Origin of the sequence: uncultured Campylobacter sp., assembly GCF_938045405.1 — a bacterium.
Taxonomy (GTDB): Bacteria; Campylobacterota; Campylobacteria; order Campylobacterales; family Campylobacteraceae; genus Campylobacter_B.
In genome coordinates this window covers 1-2,831 of the sequence record NZ_CALIMW010000264.1, presented here as the reverse complement: position 1 = coordinate 2,831, position 2,831 = coordinate 1, and the positions used below count along the sequence as shown (strand labels likewise).

Here is a 2,831-nt window from a genome sequence, read left to right as displayed (position 1 = left end):
CGCGTTTGAGCAGACCCAAAGCGGAGTGAAATTTAGAAGTTTGACTTGCATGTTTATCCTTTGAAATTTTAAGCGCATTTTAACGCTATCGCACTTTTAAACCGATAAAATTTCGCAAAACGACGCTTTTAATAAACAAAGCTTGCGCCTAGCTTTGCGAGCAGAAATGCTTCATTTTATCTTTTTTTGCTGCCGCTACGAGAGATTAAAATTTCATCCAGCTCGTAGCGCGTGTGTGGGTATTTGCTAGGCTCACCACGCCCCAAAGCCACGACGATTGCAGGACGAAATTTCGTCTCTAAAGCGCAAAATTTTTCCAAAGCCGCGGCGTCAAAGCCGGTCATTATACACGAGCGCACGTCAAAGCCCTCGGCGATATTAGCGATATTTGCCGCTAAGATATAAAGCTGCTTGGTCGCGTAGTTCATCAGCGCTTCGTCGTCTAAGTCCGCAAATTTCGCACGGAAATAATTCATCGCAGCTTCATATTTTTGCGGAGTGTTTGCGCGACGGCGGACGGTGCGCTCTAAATACGCTTCGCCCACGCGCAGATCGTTACGCGCGATTAAAATCACGGCGTGCGAGCACTCGGCTATTTGCGGCTGGCTGTTACAGGCTACAGAAAGCTCTTTTAGCTCGCAAGGATCCGAGATTATCATCATCCTCCACGGCTCTAATCCGCATGAGCTGGGACTTAAGCGCGCAAGATCAAGTATCTCGCGCACGAGCTCGCTATTTAGCTTGTCGCTGCAAAATTTACGGCAGCTGTGGCGAGAGAGCATCACTTCTTTTATCGATTTCATTTTATCTCCTTTAAAATTCGCGGCATTATAGCGGGTTTGCCTAAATTCCACTCGGCTAGCTTGGCGAGTTAAGCTAGATTTTGCTAATATTGTCCTTTCAAATTCCGCTACAAGGCATAATATGAACGATAAATTTAGCAAAATCGGCTTCATTCTCGCAGTCGCAGGCAGCGCCGTAGGGCTCGGCAACGCGTGGAAATTCCCCACTTTAGTAGGCACCAATGGCGGCAGCGCCTTTATCTTGCTATATCTTTTACTAACGCTTTTGGTTAGCTTCGTGATCTTTTTAGCCGAGATCGTCATCGGCAGGCTAAGCGAAAGTGATCCGGTGCGCGCATTTGAAAAGCTCGCACCCTCATACAAAGGCGCATGGAAATACGCGGGATTTTTTATGATTAGTGCGCTTTTGATCTATGCTTTTTACAGCGTCGTAATGGGCTGGATCCTAAAATACGTGGTCTCAAGCGCTTTTTATCTGCCAAAAAGTATAGATGAAAGCGGCGCAGCGTTTAAAGCGCTTTTAGGTAGTGATTTTTTAAGCGCGGCGGTGTGCTTTACCATAGCGTCGGCGTTTTGCTTTTTCATCGTATCTAAAGGTGTCAAAAGCGGCATCGAGCGGCTTAATGTCTGGATGATGCCCGCGCTATTTATTTTGCTGGTTTTAATGCTAATTTACGCCGCGAGTTTCGATGGATTCGGACGTAGCGCGAAATTCCTACTGGTGCCAGATTTTTCCAAGCTTAATAAAGATAGCGTTCTTTCGGCGCTAGGACTTGCGTTTTTTACGCTTTCGCTTGGCGTTACTACGATTATGACCTATGCTGCAAGCCTGCCTGCGCGCACTAATATCCTAACCTCAAGCATAAATATCGTCTGCATTAATGTCCTAATCGGCGTGATGATGGGACTTATCGTCTTTACTTTCATCTTTGAATTCGGCGGCGATCCCAAAGCGCAAGGTCCGGGGCTAGTGTTTGTCTCGCTGGTGGTGCTTTTTTCAAAGCTCGGTGCGATCGGAAATATCCTAGCCTTTTTATTTTTCACCTCGCTATTATTTGCGGCGATTACTTCTGCAATTTCGATGCTGGAGCCTGCGATTTATTATCTCGTAAACTCCCGCAAGCTAAGCCGAAAGCGCGCTTCAATTTTAGTTTTTGCTGTGACGTATGTTTTAGGGATATGCTGCATTTTGGGTTATTACGGGGGCACGAGCGAGTATTTTAGCCTAGGTGGCAAGAGCTTTTTTGACGTGCTTGATTACCTAACCTCGAATATCTTAATGCCTCTTAGCGGCATAATTGTGGCGATTTTCGTAGGGTTCGTGATCAAAAAACGAGCCGTCGAAATTCTACTGCGCCCATATATGGGACGAATGGGCTTTAAGCTGTGGTATTTCGTGCTACTGCGCTTCGTGGCGCCAGTCGCGATCGTAGTGATAGCGCTCAATCAGCTAAAAATTTTAAATTTTTAAATTTTGCAAAGCGGATGGATAGCATGGAAGTTAAAATTTGGCGCTGAAGCAGTCTAAAAGCGACGGACAAAATTTCATAGCGAGATTACGGCGATCCGTTAGTCTTGCGGCGATAGTTTAAAATTTTATGTTTAGATAGAGGAAGGTCAAAGTATGTAGCGGCAATCAGCTTTCAGTGCGACCGCGGCAACCTGCATGGCGATAGGTGCGCGCGGCAAAGGCGTCGTAGCGTAGCCGCATCTGATCACGCTACGGAATTTTAAAATTCTAAACCGAGACGGTCGGTGCACAGCCGCCACGATAGTTTATGACGCGACCTACGCAATCTTCCGCAGAAGCGGCGCATAAAATTTTGTGGTGGCCCGCGCGGCGTCGCGCTTTGAATTTTAAAATTTAACGCCGAAGCGGTCCAAAAATAGCGCGTCAAATTTCATAGCGAGTTTGCGTATATAGTTTGGAATTTTAAAATTCCGTAGCTTTAAAATTTAAAAATCATCGGAGCGAAAATGAACGATAAATTTAGCAAAATCGGCTTCATACTTGCCGTCGCAGGCGGC

General features: G+C 46.1%; 2 protein-coding genes. One reads left to right on the top strand and one right to left on the bottom strand.

The window, feature by feature from the left end; translation table 11 throughout:
- Positions 1-176: 176 nt before the first annotated feature.
- On the bottom strand, positions 177-803 hold the full coding sequence (locus Q0140_RS11195; protein ID WP_297964614.1) for a nitroreductase family protein: 627 nt from the start codon (positions 801-803) through the stop codon (positions 177-179).
- Positions 804-924: 121 nt separating this feature from the next.
- On the opposite strand from Q0140_RS11195, the gene Q0140_RS11190 reads away from it, so the two are divergent.
- The gene (locus Q0140_RS11190) at positions 925-2,274 is read left to right on the top strand and encodes a sodium-dependent transporter (RefSeq protein ID WP_297964612.1); all 1,350 of its coding nucleotides are present in this window, start codon (positions 925-927) and stop codon (positions 2,272-2,274) included.
- The last annotated feature ends 557 nt before the right edge of the window (positions 2,275-2,831 follow it).